Genomic DNA, 16629 nt, shown 5'->3' with positions numbered 1-16629 from the left:
AGATCGGAGCCCATCATGGATCGCGTTCCCGCGCCGGGCGAGCCCGCCCAGTTGTTCATTGACGGTGCGTTCCGTACTGCCGAGCGGGCCGAGCCGGTGATCGAGGCCGGCACCGGCGAACCCCTCGGATCAGGCTGTGCAGCAAATGAATCCGAGGTCGACCGGGCGGTCGCTGCGGCCCGCGCCGCATTGCCCGGCTGGCGGGAGGTTCCGCTGGCCGAGCGTGCCGCGGTACTGATCCGGTTCGCCGACGCGCTGCAGTCCCGGGCGAACAGAACCAGGGAACTGTGCAGCCGGGAGAACGGGATGCCGCTCGCCCTGTCGCGCGGGGCAAACGGCGCATTTCCCGCGGCGCTGCTGCGCTACTACGCCGCGCTGATCGTGGAGACCGGCGTCGAGGAGACCCGGCCGAGCATGATCGGCCACACAATCGTGCGGCGTGAACCGGTCGGCGTGGTCGCGGCGGTCATCCCGTGGAACTACCCGCAGGCGCTGGCCGCGATGAAGTTTGCGCCCGCACTGGCCGCGGGCTGCACCGTGGTACTCAAAGCGGCACCGGAAACAGCCCTGGACGCACTGGTTTTCGGGGACGCGGCGACCGAGGCCGGACTGCCGCCGGGGGTGTTGAACGTGCTGGCCGGTGGACCCGATGCCGGGGCGCATCTGGTGTCGCATCCCGGGATCGACAAGGTCGCCTTCACCGGGTCGACGGCGGCCGGGCGCAAGATCGCCGAGGTGTGCGGGCGGCTGATGCGTCCGGTCACCCTGGAGCTCGGCGGGAAGTCGGCGGCGATCGTGCTCGACGATGCCGACCTGGGCGCGACGATCCGCGGGCTACGCAGCGCGTCGTTCGTCAACAACGGTCAAACCTGTCATCTCAATTCGCGCGTGCTGGCCCCCCGTTCGCGATATGACGAGGTGGTCGAGGCGGTGGCGGCTCTGGCCGACGGGTTGCAGGTGGGTGATCCGTTGGACCCGGCGACCGAGGTCGGGCCGCTGGTCAGCGCCCGGCAGCGACGGCGGGTGCTGGACTACATCGAGGTGGGACTGGGTGAGGGAGCCAAGCTGGTGGCGGGCGGGTCGGTTCCCGCCGATCAACCGCGCGGCTGGTTCGTCTCGCCGACCGTGTTCGCCGAGGTGGACAACTCGGCGCGGATCGCGCAGGAGGAGATCTTCGGGCCGGTGCTGACGGTCATCCCGTACGACGGCGACGACGATGCGGTGGCCATCGCCAACGACAGCGAGTTCGGTCTCGGCGGCAGCGTGTGGTCCACGGACGTGGAGCGGGCCACGAACATCGCCAGGGCGGTACACACCGGCACCATCGGGATCAACGACTATCAACTGGACATGGGCGCGCCGTTCGGCGGCGTGAAATCCAGTGGCATGGGGCGCGAATTGGGGCCCGAGGGTTTGGCCGCCTACCAGATCCTCAAGTCCATCTACCGCGTCGGCTAGGTTCGTGGGCATGACCCTGCCCAGGACTCTCGACCCGCGAACCCCGGTACTGGTGGGCTACGGCCAGGTCAACCAGCGGGAGGAGAAGCCGGACGTCGAGCCGGTCGATCTCATGGTGGAGGCGGCCCGGGCCGCCGCCGACCCGCGGGTTCTGGAAGCGGTCGACTCGGTACGGATCGTCAATCTACTGTCCTGGCACTACCGCGATCCGGGTTTGCTGTTGGCCCAGCGCATCCGGGCTGACAAGGCCGCCACGCGCTACACCGGGGTGGGCGGAAACGTACCGCAGACACTGGTGAACGAAGCCTGCCTGGATCTGCGGGGCGGCCGGGCCGAGGTGGTGCTGATCGCCGGCGCCGAGACGTGGCGTACCCGCAGTCGGCTGCGCGCGGCCGGGGCCAAACCGGACTGGACGCGCCAAGACGAATCCGTGCCGGAGGCCCCGGGTGCGCATGAAGGTGTGCCGATGGCCGGTGAGGCCGAGATCCGGATCAAGCTGGACCGCCCGGCCTACGTGTACCCGATGTTCGAGCAGGCGCTGCGGATCGCGGCCGGCGAGACCAGTGAGGAGCACCGCAGGCGGATCGGCGAGTTGTGGTCACAGTTCAGTGCCGTGGCGGCGGGCAATCCGCATGCCTGGAGCCGGGAAGCCGTGCCCGCCGAGCAGATCTGGCAGCCGGGCCCGGACAACCGGATGATCAGCTGGCCCTACACGAAGCTGATGAACTCCAACAACATGGTGGACCAGGGCGCGGTGCTGATCCTGACCACAGTCGAGAAGGCGACCTATCTTCAGATCCCCACCGACCGTTGGGTTTTCCCGTATGCCGGGACGGATTCGCACGACACCTATGCGATCGGCGAGCGGGCCGAGCTCTACCGGTCGCCAGCGATCCGGATCGCCGGTAGCCGGGTTCTGGAACTGGCCGGTGTGGGAGTTGACGAGGTCGACTTCGTCGACGTGTACTCCTGCTTCCCGTCGGCGGTGCAGGTGGCGGCGGCCGAAATCGGTCTGCCTCTGGCCGATCCGTCGCGGCCATTGACGGTGACCGGCGGGCTGACGTTCGCGGGCGGGCCGTGGAACAACTACGTGTCCCATTCGATCGCCACCATGGCCGAGCGGCTCGTGGCCAATCCCGGGACCCGGGGGCTGATCACCGCCAACGGCGGTTACCTCACCAAGCACAGTTTCGGTGTATACGGCACCGAGCCACCGACTCATGAATTCCGTTGGCAGGACGTGCAATCCGAGGTGGACGCCGAGCCCACACGTCAGCTGCAGGTGGAATTCGCGGGCACCGGCACCGTGGAATCCTGGACCACGCCGGTCGGTCGCGACGGCACCGCGGAGCGGGCATTCCTGGCGGTGCGCACCCCGGAGGACGGTCGCACACTGGCCCGGATCGTCGACGAGTCACAGGCCGCGGCGACCATGTCCGAGGACATCGCCGGCGCGAAGGTGCAGGTTCACGCCGACGGCAGCGCGACCCTCCTATGAGCCTCGGATCGGGTCAACGGCTCAGCGCGTCGCCGGCTCTCGCTGCGCCAGCGCGAGGACCTCGTCGGTCGTCGGCGGGCTGGGCGGATGGTTGGACAGGCACCACGGCGTCTGGATCTTGTGAAAGGCGTTGCCTTCCAACGCCACATAGAACTGGCCCGACCGCAGCTTGCTGATGTCGGGTACGTGGCCGCCCTTCACCCGGGCCATCTCCCGGGCCACGGCGATCTGCGCGGGGGAGTTCAGCAGACCGTAGAACTGCGTGGTGGCATTGCCCGGGATGTGGTTGTGCAGACCGCGTGGAGACTGCGTGGCGAACACCAGTCCCAGCCCGTACTTTCGCGCCTGCGAGGACAGCGCCAGGGTGCTGTGTGTGGAGGCAGTCGTGTGACTGGAAGGCGCGAAGTTCTGCGCCTCGTCCATCACCAGCAGCCCACCCAGCGGCCGGTCGCCGGCCGGGTTGCGCTTGATCCAGGCGAACAGGGCCATCTGCAGCTGGTTGACGAACCCTTCGCGCTGTTGATCGCTGGTCAGACCGACCATGCTGATCACCGACACCCGGGCCCGGTAGCCCGGTGACGGTGTCAACAGCACGCCGGGGTCGGCGGCAGTCCCGGAGCCACCGAACAGCGGATCGTTGACGGTCGCGGCCCGAAGATTCTGGGCCAGTTCGGTGGCCAGTTTGTGCGCCCCGCTCAGTGCGCTGACCTCTGGGGGCAGATTGCCGAGCAGGTCGATGAATCCGCCCAGGGACACCGAGGGGCTCGCACCGTAGAACCGCAGCGCCTCGCGCAGCACCGCGCGAGACCGCTCGGCCTTGGCGGTGTTGCCGGCGATCAGGGCGCGGGGTTCGAGTGCGGCGACGGCGGATTCGACGGCGTCGGAGAACTCATCGGCGTCATCGATGACACTGGCGAAGTCGGGGAGTGGCTGGAAGGACAGCGGGCGGCCGGTCGACCGGCCCGGCGTCCACACCACGACCTCGGCGTTGTCGAAGTACGCGTCGGCGCGTTCGTCGTCGGCCGGGTTCCATCCCGGGGGATTGTCGGGCCAACGGGCTCCCAGCCGGGACAGGTCGTTGTTGGGGTCCAACACGATCGACGACACGCCGCGCAGCGCGCACTCCTCGACCAGGCGTCGGATCAGCACGGTCTTGCCCGATCCGGAGCCGGCGAAGATCGCGGTGTGCTTACGCAGCGCGGCCAGGTCCACCGATACCGGGCGCCCGCCGGGACTGTCCAGGCCCAGGGTGACGGCGATGGGCGAATGCTCGATCGACGGCGCGGGCGGCTGTACCCGTATCGGCCCGGTCGCGAGCTCGGCCTCCACATCGATCTGGGCCGGTGGCGGCGGATCACCCGCGATGTCCCCGAGTGCGGATCGCAGCCAGCCGATCCCGTGGGCGGGGCGGCGCCGGCGCAGCCACTCGGGCAGGTCGGGGTGATTGTCGTCGATCAGATCGCGGAGCGCCGTCATGGTGCGTACGTCGTCCTCGCTCATCGGCAACACTCGGCCGCCGGCCGCCTCGAACTCGGCGATCACCACCGCGGTTTTCGCGCCCTTCGGCCACGCGGTGTTGCGGAGCAGGAACAGCCGACGCCGGTCAGGGTTGAAACCCGTTGCTTCCCAGGCTTTCCGAATCCTGTTTTGTACCGCGACGGCATTGCCGGACGAGATCGCGCGAAATGCCCAGTGCCGCTCGTCGTCGGTGGCGGCGTCGAGCGTCTGGCGCAGCCGCCCGTGCAGCACCACCCGTTGGCCCGGCAGCGGATCGGGGCGAAACGCCTGCCCGGCCTCGCCGAGTTCGGTGATCCACGCATCCAATGCCGCCGACAACAGGCCGGGCATCGTGGTGTCCTCGCCGTCGGGGTCGAGCGCGGCGACGGTCACCGCGCGGCGCCGGTAGTCGGCGAAGCGACGGTCCAACTCGCCGGTGTCGCCGGCGGCGGCGCCCGTAGCGCGTTCGTGTGGTTCGGCCACCTCGCCGGTGAGTTGGGACAGCTCTTCGATCGTGTCGCGGTCCAGGCAGCGGCGGACATGGGTGTCGGCCCGCTTGAGCAGTTGTCGCGGCGTGTATTGGGTGGCGTCGTCGAACGCCGAGGGCAGGATCGGCCAGCTCGGGTACGGCGCGGTGAATCCGATGGACGCGTAACTCGCGGTGAACCGCCGTTCCAGGATGGCTCGGCCGACCTCCGGCGTCGGCAGGCCCTGCAGCAGCGCGGTGGTCCGGAACCGGTCCTGCACGGTGGCGGTGGCCCGGTCCTGGATCGCCTCCCAGGCTGCGGGCAGGCAGGCCACCACACCCACCGTGCGCCGCATGGTTTGGCGGATGGACATCAGCCCGTGCGCGATGTGCTCGAGGTCGCGGTTGCCCGGGGAGTGGGCAGTTCCGCCATCGCCCGCGGAGCGGGCAGTTCGACCGGGGTCGGCGCCGGACACGGCGCCCGCGGTGTCGGTGCGCTCGGTGGATTGGGCCAGCAGCGTGTCGATCTGGTCGAGGGCCAGAACCGACGGCCCGGCCAGGGCGATCAGCCGGGAGATGTCGCGTACCGATTCCTGCGGGGTGAGCACCGGCGCGGGCAGCCCCCAGGCCTCCCGTTCGCCGCTGCCGGTCAGGAACGCCTCGCCGACGTCCTGCAGCTCGAGGTCTCCGGCACCCAGCAGCACCAGGGCGCGCAGGGTGTGGTGCGCGCGCTTGACGGTGTGGCGATGGACCTTGTGCAGGGAGTTGACGAAGTCGGTGAGGATCTCGGGGGTCAGGTCGTCGTCGCCGATCACGGCCCGGCGATTGGCGCGGGAGATGTGGGCCACCGAGGACAGTTCCCACAGCAGGTCTTTGAGTTGGGTTTCGCGCTCGCTGCCCGGCCGGCCCAGGCTTTCCAGGATGCCCGCGCGGGCGGACTGCCAGAAGCTGGCCGCATCGAGCAACTCGACGAGAAAGAAGAAACCGCCGCCGGTTTGCACCTGTTCGCGCACCTGACCGAGCAGGTGGGTCTTGCCGGACCCGGCCGGGCCCCGTACCACCACGCCCAGCGGGCTGGAGTCGATCTCCCGTTCGGCATCGCCGAACGCGGCCATCACATCGCACATCGGCCGGTCGTGCAGCCCGCGCACGTGCAGCGCGCCCTGCGAATGCCACAGATCGTCGGCGGTCGGCGCCCAGGTCAGGCGAAGCGCGCTGAGCGCTTCGCGGTGCTGTAACTCCATCAGGACTCGATCGCGATCAGGTGCTTGTCCTGGTTGCCTATCTCCACCGCGGCTTCGCGGTCGGCGGGGGTGAGCACCTTCTGGTTCTCCTCGGGGATCAGGCTGACGCCGGGTTGCTGATAGAGGCTGATCAGCGCGGCGTCGACGGTGGGTCGGGGCAGCCCGGGCACGGCCTGGCGCAGGCGCAGCAGACTCACCCAGCCTCCGGGCCGGGCGGTCAGCCCGGCATAGGCGGTGCGCAGCTGGATTTCGGGACCGGCTTCGGGAGCCGGCGCGGCCGCCTGGACGGGCACCTCGGCGGGCAGGAATACGTCGGAGGGAACGAGGTCGGCGTGTTCGAAATAGCGGTGCAGCGCACCCAGCAGCGTGTACAGGGCCTTGCCCTGCCCGGTGGACCGGGGCGGCGCGCCGGCGCCGAACAGGGATCGGCACAGCGCCCACCCCGTGTCGGTCAGTTCGTGGACGAGGGGGCGGGTCCCGGTCGACTCGATCAGGCCCAACCGGTTGAGCCGGTCGCGCTTCGGTTTGTCGAGTTTGGGCCCGAGCCGCTCCAGTTCAGCGTTGGGCACCGGGCGGGACTCGGCCATCAGTACCAGCAGGACTGCCTGCTCGGTGCCGGACAGCTCGTCGGGCGCGACATTCACCGGATGCTCACCTTCCTGCCGTCGTGGTTTGGGCACGCGGGCGGGGCGATACCGGCACGTGTCTCATGCACGTTAGCGCGTACCCCTGACCGCAGGAGAATGTTGTTGCGCTGCACGGATTTCGCCCGCGCGGCAGGCCCAGTGCCCGCAGCTACCCGACCGGCAACGGCTGCGCCGGGTCGGCGATGCGTTCCGGGTCGACCGGCTCGGCTGATCGGATCAGTGCCTTGACGTCGTCAAGGACATCCCACACGTTGACGTTCATCCCCGCCAGGACACGGTTGGAGGCGTCGAGCCAGAATGCCACGAACTCGCGCCCAGCAACGTCGCCGCGGAACACCACTCGCCGATATTCGGGTGCGTGGCCGACATACTCCATGCCGAGGTCGTACTGATCGGTGAAGAAATAGGGCAATTCGTCATATTCGGCTTGCTTGCCCAACATCCCCGCAGCGGCCACCGCGGGCTGCTTGAGCGCGTTGGCCCAGTGTTCGGTGCGGATTCGCACTCCGAAGAACGGATGCTCTGCGGCGGCGATGTCGCCGACGGCGTAGATGTCGGGATCGCTGCTGCGCAGCGAGGCGTCGACGAGCACGCCGCCGTCCGCGATGGCCAGCCCGGCGGTTTCGGCCAGGCCGATGTTCGGTGCCGCGCCGACGGCGATCAGGACCGTGTCGGCGGTGACGGTGGAGCCGTCCCCGAGGCGTAGTCCCGTGGCGGTGCCGTTGTCGGTGGTGATTTCCTTCACCGACTGGTCCAGCCGCAGATCGACCCCGTGCTCGCGGTGCAATTGCGCGAACACCTCACCCACCTCGGCGCCGAGGGCGGCCAGCAGCGGTAGGTGCGCGGCCTCGACGACCGTGACGTTCACGTCGCGGCCGCGCGCACCGGCGGCGACCTCCAGCCCGATCCAGCCGCCGCCCACGATGGCCAGCGTCGAACCCGGGGTCAACGTGGCGCTCAGGGCCGCGGCGTCGTCGATGGTGCGCAGATAGTGCACGCCCGCGGCGTCTGATCCAGGGATCGGTGGCCGGCGTGACGAGGAACCGGTGGCCAGCAGCAGCTTGTCGTAACCGACGGTGGTGCCGTCGGGCAGTGCGAGCGTGTGCTCGGCGGCGTTGACGGCGGTGACCTCGGTTCCCAACCTCAGCTCGACGTTGTGGTCGCGGTACCAGGACGCCGGATCGACGGTGAAGTCATCGAGCTTCTTTTTTCCGGCCAGGTACTCCTTGGACAGCGGCGGACGCTCGTAGGGGAGCTGGTCTTCGGCGGCGAAAACCACGACGTGGCCGTCAAAGTCGTTGTCCCGCAGAGCTTCAGCAGCCTTGGCGCCGGCCAGGCCGCCACCGACGATCGCGAATGTGGACGACGTTGTCATGTCGATTCAGCCTACTCGCCCGATACCAACTGCTTCAGTTTTCGGGCGTTGCGTACCGCATGACCACCGAGATCGTTGTTGAAGTACACGACGACGCGGTGGCCGTCGCGGTCCCACTGCCGGATCTGCTGCGCCCACCCGCTCAGCTCGTCGTCGGAGTAGCAGCCGGTGTACATGCCGTCGTCGCCCGGACCGTGCATCCGGAGATAGACCAGATCACCGGTGGCCACCGGGCGGCAGGTCAGCCCGGGGCCGCTCATCACGACGTACGCCGCGCCGTACTGCTCCAGCACGGCGTACACCGCAAGCTCGTGCCAGGACGGGTGACGTAGTTCCATCGCGACCCGGATCTGGCGGGGGAGTTGGGACAGGAACGCGGTGAGCAGCTCGTCGTCGCGCTCCAGGGCGGGGTGAAGCTGGACCAGTAATGCTTCGTTGTGTGCGTCGAGCAGTTGCCAGCAGCGCTCGAACCGCGGCGTCCAGCTCTCCGGTGACCGCAGTCGCCGGTAGTGGGTCAACCCGCGGTGGGCCTTGACCGACATCGTGAAACCGGCGGGCATCTGTTCGCGCCACCCGGTGAACGTGGCGTCAGTGGGCCAGCGGTAGAAGCTGCCGTTGAGTTCCACGGTGTCGAACTCGTCGACGTAGTGGGCCAGCCGGGTCTTCGCCGGTGTGCCCCGCGGATACAGCACATCGGTCCAGTGGTCGTATGACCAGCCCGAGGTGCCGATCCGGATCATGTGCCATCGCTAGGGGACGTCGGTGTAATGCGGGGTGTAGCCCTCGGCCGAGAAGGTGAAACCTCGGCCGGTCAGCTCCCGTACGCAGGACACCCCGGACTGCTCCTGGACGTTGCACCGGAATCCGGCGACCGCCAGCACCTTCCCGAACGGCAGCGCGACGGCGGTCGGTTGCGCGAATTCGGGCTGTGCCAGGTTGACGAACTGGGCGTCGTTGTCCCGGTCGAGCACAAGGGCATTCGGTGCTGCCGTCCCACCGGTCGCGTCGGGCACCTCCGTCGGCGCTCCCGTCACCGCCATCGCCGATGCGCCGCCCGCCGCCTGGCAGCCCGCGCGATCGCGGGGCAGTATCGCGCACTGCCACCGGCCGCTCGGGGTGCTGAAGTAATAGGCCTTGCGCCCGTTGACGTCGAGCAGGTAGTCGGCGGCGTTGACCAGGTGGGCGGTGCCGAACGCCGGTGGCGCCGCGGTGGTGCTCGTGGGCGGCGGCGCCGCGGCGTCGTCGGTGTTGACGACGGTTCCCGACGTACATCCGGCGAGCGCCGCAGCGGCGGCGACTACGACGAGACAAGCCTTCACGACGCAAGACCCTAGTCAATCGCCCCGGCCGTCCGGACGGTAGCGTCGAGTTTCCGTGACACCTGCCCCACGCCCCGCAGCTTCCCGACTCACCACGGCGTTGCTGGCGGCCGGGCTGGGCGCCGGATTGTCGATCACCACGGTTTCGCTCACCCTGGCGTTCACCCGTCCCGGCTTCGACCTGACCCGACATGCCAATTCCATGCTGGTTCTCGGTGATTGGGGCTGGATTCAGACGGTGAACTTCGTTGTGTGCGGGCTGTTGCTGATCGGGTTCGGGTTCGGGATCTGGCGCGTGGCCTCGGGCGTGCTGTCCGGCCGGGTCGCGGCGATGTGCGTGACGCTCTACGGGTTACTGGCCGGTGTGGTCGTGGGGCTCAACCCGACCGATCCGGGTTTCGGGTTCCCGCCGGGCTATCCCGAGGTGGAGGAGCTGAGTACCTCGGCGAAGATCCACGGCGTGGCCGGTGGGCTCGGCTTCCTGGCCGCGACTTGCGGATGCTTCGCGCTGGCAAGGTATTTCGCGCAAATGGGAGACCGGGGGTGGATGGCGATGTCGGCCGGGGTCGGCGTCGCGGTGTTGTCGGTGGGTGCGTACATGGGCCTCGACGCCGGTGCACATACCGAGACGTTCAACTTTGTGCCGACGTGGATCAGTGGTGCGGTGCTGTGGCTGTTTGTCGCGGCTGTGGCCGCGCGACTGTTGCATTCACATCGCGACGCATATGTCGGCACCCAGTAGCAGCACCGGCCACAGCAGCGTCACCTGACCGAAGGCCACCAGATCGGCACCGGCCGGGAATTTGGTAAGCAGGCTCGCCTCGATGAGCTGCACCTGTTCGGGGTGGAAGAACGTCCAGACCAGGCCGATCACGAGGTAGGGCAGGGATATCCACATCAAAGTCTCGAGCAGTTGCTCGACGCTGAGCTTGTAGCTCAAGATGTGGCGGATCCGGTCCATCAGATCAGTGCCTTGTCGGCGGCCACACGTCGGCGGACATCGGCGAGCAGCAGGTAACTGCCGCCCTGGCGGACGAACACCGGTAGGAACCGGTTGCCGAATGCCACCGCCAGGAACAGCCATTCGAACAGCCGCTGCCGGCGACGGCCCCAGCCGAAGCCGACGGCATTCCGGAACACCGGCGCCAGAAATCCCGTGGTCAGGAATTTCAGCAGCGGCCGAAACGGTATTCGCAACAGCGGGTTGATCATCCGCAGATCCACCAGGTCGTGTAGATACCGCCTGACGACGTCGTCCATCTGTATCTGCTCGCACGCGGTGTCCCAGTACGTGTCGAATTCGGCCCGAGTCGCCGGCCACTGCTCCGGGTCGACTTGCAGAGTGGTGCCCAGGGTGGCGGCGGATCGGTAGAACTGCTCGGCCTGCGCGGCGGTCATCTCACCGCGTAACAGCTGGTACACGTCCTCCAGTCCGACGAACAGACAGGCCGCCACCCACAGTTGCAGGTCGCGGTCGAAGGCGTTGTACTGCACGGGACTTGCCGGCCCGGAGCGGACCTGCCGGTGGGCCGCGTCCACGGCGTCGCGGAACGCGGCCCGGTCCTCGGGCTCTCCGAGGATGGCCACCGCCAGATAACTGAGCGTGGTGCGGGCCCGCTTCCACGGATGTTTGAGCAGGTTGCCGGAATCCACCGTGCTCTCCACGACCCCGTAGCCGACGCCCGGCGAGGACAGCTGCATGATCACGTTGGCCGCGCCGGCGGCGAAGCCCCACAGGTCCATCGCATCGGCGATGGTGACGTCCTCGTCGGACCAGCGCGCGGTGCGTCGGGTGATCGAGATCCGGTTGGCGGAGGTTTCGTCGGAAGGCATTCGTCGGCTCCTCGTCAACTCATGCACACGTTGGTGAAGAGCAGGACCGGCCACGAGACAATGGAGCCCAGAAAGGACACCACGGTGTCGGCGCCGTGCAGGCCGGCCAGGTGGCTGGTGTGGGTGAGTGACCAGATCAGGCCGATGAGCAGGTAAGGCACCGCCAGGATGATGGCGGTGCCGAGCCACTCGGCGATCGTCATCTGGAAGCCGAGGATCTTACGTACTGCGGTCAACATCAGAGCGGGCCCCCGTCGTTGTCAGGCACGCTCTATGTTAATGGGGATTCTCCTCGGCCGCGCCGGAAATTACTTGGGCGGCAGTCCCTTGGCGTAATCGATGCCGCGGGTGACCCACGACTGGAGCTGCCGCCGGGTCTTGATGCCGGGGCCGGCGATCCGCAGCCAGCCCCGCATCTCCCGGCCGCCCATGACCATCGGCTCGACGTGATCGCGTTGCAGCAGTTTCTCGCCGTCGTCGCGCGAGACCCGCACCATCAGGCCGCCTTCCCGGGTCGCCGCGACGGCCATGTTGCCGCTGACCAGAAAAGCCAGCCCACCGAACATGCGCCTCTCGTCGAGACCGCTCTCGGATGCCGTCAACTCGCGGATGCGGTCGGCCAGGTCCGGATCGAAGGCCATGTCAGTCGAGGTCGATGCGGAGGGTCAGCAGGTCGCTGCCCACGGCGCGGACCACCGCGCTGTTGAGCGTCGGCAGCTCCTTCAGCCGCGCGGCCGGGTCGTCGTCGGGCAGCAGGTGCGCCGTCCCGGTCCGCCAGTGACCGTTGATCCGGAGCCGGACAGCAGGATTGGCCTTGATGTTCAGCACGTAGTGGGATCGCTCGCCGTGCTCGGAGACCATCCAGAACTGATCGCCGATCACCCGGCCGCCCACAGCGGTATGCCGTGGTTCGCCGGATTTGCGGCCAATGGTCTCCAGCATGGTGACGGGCAGTTGACGGCCGACCGGATTGACGAACCGGCGTTGGGCGCCATGGACGATGCGTCGCTTCAGATCACGAAGATCCACCATGGCGCCACCCTACCGAGCGTCAGTCGGAATCCGTGGACTCCAGCTCGGCGCGGAACTTGGCTTCGCGGGCCAGATGTTGCGGGCGACGCCGTAGCACCAGCCAGGCGATACCCAGGACCAGGAACCACACCGGCGTCACCAGCTCGGCCTGCAGGGTGTCTTCCTTCAACGCGAACGCCACGATCAGGAAGGCGAAGAAAGCCAGGACGACGTAGCACATCACGACGCCGCCGGGCATCTTGAACTTCGAGGCCTCGTGCAGTTCCGGCCGGCGTTTCCGGTACACGAGATAGCTGATCAGGATGACCGACCAGACGAAGATGAAGCACAGCGACGAGATGGTCGTGACCAACGTGAAGGCCGCGACGATCGAGTCGCCGGCCACGACCATGACCACACCCGACAGCAGAAACACCCCGGACAGGAACAATGCGTTTGCGGGCACGCGCCGCGAGGTGAGCCGGCCGAACAGACTCGGCGCGTCACCTTCGGTGGCCAGGCCGTAGACCATCCGGGAGGTCGAATAGATGCCGGAGTTGGCCGACGACGTCGCCGAGGTCAGCACCACGAAGTTGACCACCGATGCCGCGATGCCCAGGCCTGCGAGGCTGAACATGGCCACGAACGGGCTGAGTTTGGGATCGATCTCGCGCCACGGCGTGACCGCGATGATGACGGTCAGGGCGACGACGTAGAAGAGCATGACGCGTACGGGGATCGAATTGATCGCCTTGGGCAGGTTGCGTTCGGGGTCCTTGGCCTCGGCCGCGGTGGTGCCCACCAATTCGATTCCGACGAACGCGAAGGTGGCGATCTGGAAGCCTGCCACGAATCCCATTGGGCCGGTGGGGAAGAACCCGCCGTCGTTCCACAGATTGGCGAACGAGGCCTGGGCGCCGGTGGGCGCTTCGAAACTGGTGAAGATCATGACAAGGCCGATGACGATCAACGTCACGATCGCGATGATCTTGATCAGGGCGAACCAGAACTCGGTCTCACCGAAGGCTCGCACAGTAGGCAGATTCAGACCGATCAGCACCACGACCGTCGCGAGTGCCGGTATCCACAGCGGGAGATCCGGCCACCAGAAGGCCACATACCCGGCGATCACCACGACGTCGGCAACGCCCGTGACGATCCAGCAGAACCAGTACGTCCAGCCGGTGAAGAAGCCGGCCCACGGGCCGAGCAGGTCGGCGGCGAAGTCGGCGAAGGACTTGTAATGCAGGTTGGACAGCAGCAGCTCGCCCATGGCCCGCATCACGAAGAACAGCATGAAGCCGATGATCATGTAGACGAAGAGGACCGACGGGCCGGCCAGCGAGATGGTCTTGCCGGACCCCATGAACAGGCCCGTTCCGATCGCACCGCCGATCGCGATCAGCTGGATGTGCCGGTTGGACAGCTGGCGCGAGAGGTGTTGTGGCTCGCCGGACGATGCCGGCGATTCCGCTGAATCAGCGGACAGATCACTGGATTGGGACATAACAACCTAAGGATCTCAGGCCCCATGGGGCGCGCGGACTGCGGGCGCCTCCCCGCTCTGTCGTTTTGAACCTGAGAGTTTTCACGAACCGCCGCTATCGGCGCTTCACCTGCCCCTTCGGTGAGCCGGTCCTGGACTGGCCGACTGCTTTCCAGAGGTGCCTAGTCGCGGCGATACGGGGGCCTGAGAGATTCCTGGGGAGGATTTGCTCCTGCGGCGCCCGCCGGCTGGATGGGGCGGGACTCTCCCGCCGCGACTCAACGGCATCTTGAGTTGTGGGCCACCCCGAACCCGGAGTGTGCCGCGCGTCACGTTAGCAGCCGAGTGCGGAATGCGCACCCCCCCTGGTCAAGCCCTGCCCGCCGAGCGACCGTGTCTGTACGGTGACCGGCAGTCACCTGCGCACATTCACGGTCGCCCGAGCGGTGGCCGTCCTTACGCGGCGGCTGTCGCGAGCTCGGCAGCCGGCTCCAGCGCCGCCGCGATGATGTCAGCCACGTCGGTCATGGGCCTGACCTCCAGCGCATCGAGCACCTCGGCCGGCACGTCGTCCAGGTCGGGCTCGTTGCGCACCGGGATGAACACCGTCTTCAGACCGGCTCGCTGTGCCGCGAGCAGCTTCTGCTTGACGCCGCCGATCGGCAGCACCCGGCCGTTCAGCGTGACCTCACCGGTCATGCCGACATCGCCGCGCACCTGCCGGCCGGTCGCCATCGACACCAGTGCCGTCACCATCGTGACGCCGGCCGAGGGACCGTCCTTCGGCACCGCGCCCGCGGGGACGTGCACGTGGATCTGGCGGTCCAGCGTCTTGGGGTCGACACCCAACTGCTCGGCGTGGGCCCGCACATAGGACAGCGCGATCTGTGCCGACTCCTTCATGACGTCACCCAATTGACCGGTCAGCTTCAGACCCGGTTCGCCGTCGTTCCCGTTGGCCTCGATGTAGAGCACATCGCCGCCCAGGCCCGTGACGGCCAGGCCGGTCGCCACGCCGGGCACCGCGGTGCGTTCGTCGGATTCCGGTGTGAACCGCGGACGGCCCAGGTACTCAACGAGATCCGGCTCATCGATGACGACCGGAGCGGCCGTCGAGTCCAACTTGGTCGTGACCTTGCGCAGCGCCTTGGCCAGCAGCCGTTCGAACTGCCGCACGCCCGGCTCGCGGGTGTAGTCCGCGGCGATCTTGCGCAGTGCCGCGTCCGTCACGCTCACCTCGGAGTCGGTCAGCGCCGCACGCTCGGCCTGCCGGGATAGCAGGTAGTCACGCGCGATGGCGACCTTGTCGTCCTCGGTGTAGCCGTCGATCTGCACCAACTCCATCCGGTCCAGCAGGGCCGACGGGATGTTCTCGATGACGTTGGCTGTCGCCAGGAACACCACATCCGACAGGTCCAGGTCCAGATCCAGGTAGTGGTCGCGGAACGTGTGGTTCTGCGCCGGGTCCAGCACCTCCAGCAGGGCGGCCGACGGATCGCCGCGGTAGTCCGAGCCCACCTTGTCGATCTCGTCCAGCAGCACAACGGGATTCATCGAACCCGCCTCACCGATGGCCCGCACGATGCGGCCGGGCAGCGCGCCGACGTAGGTACGCCGGTGGCCACGGATCTCGGCCTCGTCACGCACGCCGCCCAGGGCGACGCGCACGAACTTGCGGCCCAGCGCGCGGGCGACGGACTCGCCCAGCGAGGTCTTGCCGACCCCGGGCGGCCCGGCCAGCACCATCACGGCGCCCGAACCGCGCCCACCGACGACGGCCATGCCGCGCTGCGCACGACGGGCTCGCACGGCCAGGTACTCGACGATGCGGTCTTTGACGTCGTCCAGACCGTGGTGGTCGGCGTCCAGGATCTCGCGGGCACCCTTGAGATCGGTCGAGTCCTCGGTGCGCACGTTCCACGGCAGATCCAGCACGGTGTCCAGCCAGGTGCGGATCCAGCCGCCCTCGGGGCTCTGCTCGCTGGAGCGTTCCAGCTTGCCGACCTCGCGCAGCGCGGCCTCGCGAACCTTCTCGGGCAGGTCGGCGGCCTCCACCCGGGCCCGGTAATCATCGGACCCTTCCGGTTCACCCTCGCCCAGTTCCTTGCGGATGGCGTTCAACTGCTGGCGCAGCAGGAATTCCTTCTGTTGCTTGTCCATCCCGGCCCGGACGTCCTCGGCGATCTTGTCGTTGACCTCGACCTCGGCCAGGTGCTCGCCGGTCCAGTCGATCAGCAGACGGAGCCGGCGACCCACATCTGAGGTCTCCAGCAGCTCACGCTTCTGCACGTCGGTCAGGTACGAGGCGTAACCGGCCGTGTCGGCCAATGCGGACGGGTCGGTGATCTTGTTGACCACGTCGACGATCTGCCAGGCCTCGCGCCGCTGCAGCATGGCCAGCAGCAGCTTCTTGTATTCGGCAGCCAAGGCCTTGGTCTCGTCGGTCGCCGATTCGGGCTCGGCGGCTTCCTCCACCTCGACCCACAGGGCTGCGCCCGGTCCGGTGGTTCCGGAACCGATGTGGGCACGGCGCTCACCGCGGACGACGGCGGCTTCCGCACCGCCGGGCATGCGCCCGACCTGCACGATCGACGCGATCACACCGTGAGTGGGGTAGCGGTCGTCCAGGCGCGGGGCGATCAGCAGCTTGCCGGATTCGCTGGCCTGGGCGGCGTCGACCGCCGCGCGGGCAGCGTCGTCGAGCTCGACGGGCACCACCATTCCGGGCAGGACGATCGGTTCGCTCAGGAACAGGATGGGCACTGCGTTTGATTGGGACATCAAACCTCCAAAGT

The 16629-nt window shown here is 67.9% G+C and carries 15 protein-coding genes and 1 riboswitch; of the genes, 3 read left to right on the top strand and 12 right to left on the bottom strand.

All coding sequences use genetic code 11. The features are described from left to right. Nucleotides 1-15 precede the first annotated feature (15 nt). Both ACWEFV_RS21575 and ACWEFV_RS21570 read left to right on the top strand, forming a co-directional pair. Nucleotides 16-1458: an aldehyde dehydrogenase gene (locus tag ACWEFV_RS21575; protein ID WP_450071662.1), complete on the top strand. Its 1443-nt coding sequence runs from the start codon at nt 16-18 to the stop codon at nt 1456-1458. 10 nt (nt 1459-1468) lie between these two features. Then, on the top strand, nt 1469-2956 hold the full coding sequence (locus tag ACWEFV_RS21570; RefSeq protein ID WP_450071661.1) for an acetyl-CoA acetyltransferase: 1488 nt from the start codon (nt 1469-1471) through the stop codon (nt 2954-2956). 21 nt (nt 2957-2977) lie between these two features. On the opposite strand, the gene ACWEFV_RS21565 is transcribed toward ACWEFV_RS21570, so the two are convergent. The 5 genes from ACWEFV_RS21565 to ACWEFV_RS21545 form a co-directional block, all read right to left on the bottom strand. After that, the gene (locus ACWEFV_RS21565) at nt 2978-6163 is read right to left on the bottom strand and encodes a helicase HerA domain-containing protein (protein WP_450071660.1); all 3186 of its coding nucleotides are present in this window, start codon (nt 6161-6163) and stop codon (nt 2978-2980) included. After that, complete coding sequence (locus ACWEFV_RS21560; RefSeq protein ID WP_450071659.1) at nt 6163-6807, bottom strand: hypothetical protein; 645 nt, start codon at nt 6805-6807, stop codon at nt 6163-6165. Before ACWEFV_RS21560 ends, ACWEFV_RS21565 begins: the two co-directional genes overlap by 1 nt. Nucleotides 6808-6958: 151 nt before the next feature. Next, the gene (locus tag ACWEFV_RS21555) at nt 6959-8185 is read right to left on the bottom strand and encodes an NAD(P)/FAD-dependent oxidoreductase (protein WP_450071658.1); all 1227 of its coding nucleotides are present in this window, start codon (nt 8183-8185) and stop codon (nt 6959-6961) included. 11 nt (nt 8186-8196) lie between these two features. Next, nucleotides 8197-8925, bottom strand: a complete 729-nt coding sequence (locus ACWEFV_RS21550; protein WP_450071657.1) for a DUF72 domain-containing protein — start codon at nt 8923-8925, stop codon at nt 8197-8199. 9 nt (nt 8926-8934) lie between these two features. Further along, nucleotides 8935-9504, bottom strand: coding sequence for a hypothetical protein (locus ACWEFV_RS21545; protein ID WP_450071656.1), 570 nt, complete (start codon nt 9502-9504; stop codon nt 8935-8937). 55 nt (nt 9505-9559) lie between these two features. Between ACWEFV_RS21545 and ACWEFV_RS21540 the strand changes: the two genes are divergently transcribed. After that, on the top strand, nt 9560-10246 hold the full coding sequence (locus ACWEFV_RS21540) for a DUF998 domain-containing protein (RefSeq protein ID WP_450071655.1): 687 nt from the start codon (nt 9560-9562) through the stop codon (nt 10244-10246). Here ACWEFV_RS21540 and ACWEFV_RS21535 read toward each other — a convergent pair. From ACWEFV_RS21535 to lon, 7 genes are all read right to left on the bottom strand, one after another. Further along, nucleotides 10214-10465: a hypothetical protein gene (locus ACWEFV_RS21535; RefSeq protein WP_135455052.1), complete on the bottom strand. Its 252-nt coding sequence runs from the start codon at nt 10463-10465 to the stop codon at nt 10214-10216. The two genes, ACWEFV_RS21540 and ACWEFV_RS21535, sit on opposite strands and share 33 nt — an antisense overlap. Beyond that, nucleotides 10465-11337, bottom strand: coding sequence for an oxygenase MpaB family protein (locus tag ACWEFV_RS21530; protein WP_450071654.1), 873 nt, complete (start codon nt 11335-11337; stop codon nt 10465-10467). Before ACWEFV_RS21530 ends, ACWEFV_RS21535 begins: the two co-directional genes overlap by 1 nt. Nucleotides 11338-11351: 14 nt before the next feature. Next, entirely contained in the window at nt 11352-11576 is a 225-nt protein-coding gene (locus ACWEFV_RS21525) for a hypothetical protein (protein ID WP_135455048.1), read from the bottom strand. Between the two features lie 69 nt (nt 11577-11645). Beyond that, entirely contained in the window at nt 11646-11978 is a 333-nt protein-coding gene (locus ACWEFV_RS21520; protein WP_450071653.1) for a TfoX/Sxy family protein, read from the bottom strand. A 1-nt stretch (nt 11979) separates the two neighbouring features. Then, complete coding sequence (locus ACWEFV_RS21515; protein ID WP_135455044.1) at nt 11980-12369, bottom strand: nitroreductase/quinone reductase family protein; 390 nt, start codon at nt 12367-12369, stop codon at nt 11980-11982. Nucleotides 12370-12388: 19 nt separating this feature from the next. After that, nucleotides 12389-13855, bottom strand: a complete 1467-nt coding sequence (gene cycA, locus ACWEFV_RS21510; RefSeq protein ID WP_450071652.1) for a D-serine/D-alanine/glycine transporter — start codon at nt 13853-13855, stop codon at nt 12389-12391. A 161-nt stretch (nt 13856-14016) separates the two neighbouring features. Further along, nucleotides 14017-14115, bottom strand: a riboswitch (glycine riboswitch). Between the two features lie 175 nt (nt 14116-14290). Beyond that, nucleotides 14291-16615 carry an endopeptidase La gene (gene lon / locus ACWEFV_RS21505; protein ID WP_450071651.1) on the bottom strand — a complete coding sequence of 775 codons (2325 nt, stop codon included), beginning with the start codon at nt 16613-16615 and terminating at the stop codon, nt 14291-14293. Nucleotides 16616-16629: the final 14 nt, after the last annotated feature.

Source organism: Mycobacterium sp. NPDC004974, assembly GCF_053600815.1.
The sequence above is the reverse complement of the archived record's forward strand: the minus strand, read 5'-3'. Positions and strand labels throughout refer to the sequence as shown.